1 protein-coding gene is annotated in these 528 nt (G+C 58.7%); it reads left to right on the forward strand.

Translation table 11 applies throughout. From position 1 onward, the window contains the following. Positions 1-528, forward strand: a 528-nt coding sequence (locus tag N7387_RS21380) for a methyl-accepting chemotaxis protein (protein ID WP_279800968.1), incomplete at both ends; no start/stop codon positions are given.

Below are 528 nucleotides of genomic sequence, written 5' to 3' on the forward strand. Positions count from 1 at the left end.
CAACAGGCTGCGTCTCTTGAAGAAACCGCCGCCAGTATGGAAGAACTGACCGCCACCGTGCGCCAGAATGCCGATAATGCCCGTCAGGCCAGTCAGCTGGCGTTAACCGCCTCTGAGACCGCCGGGCGCGGCGGGAAAGTGGTGGATGATGTTGTGGATACCATGCGTGGCATCGGCGACAGCTCGAAGAAAATTGCCGATATCATCAGTGTGATCGACGGTATCGCTTTCCAGACCAATATTCTGGCGCTGAATGCGGCCGTGGAAGCCGCCCGTGCCGGTGAACAGGGGCGCGGATTTGCGGTTGTCGCCGGTGAGGTGCGTAACCTGGCCCAGCGCAGTGCGCAGGCTGCCCGGGAAATTAAAACCCTGATCGAGGATTCGGTCGGCAGAGTCGATACCGGTGCGGTACTGGTTGAGCGTGCCGGTGAGACGATGAATGAAATTGTCAGCGCCGTCACCCGCGTCACCGATATTATGAGTGAAATTGCTTCTGCTTCGGATGAACAAAGCCGCGGGATTGACCAG

It is taken from the genome of Morganella sp. GD04133 (assembly GCF_029835375.1).
Lineage (GTDB): Bacteria > Pseudomonadota > Gammaproteobacteria > Enterobacterales > Enterobacteriaceae > Morganella > Morganella morganii_B.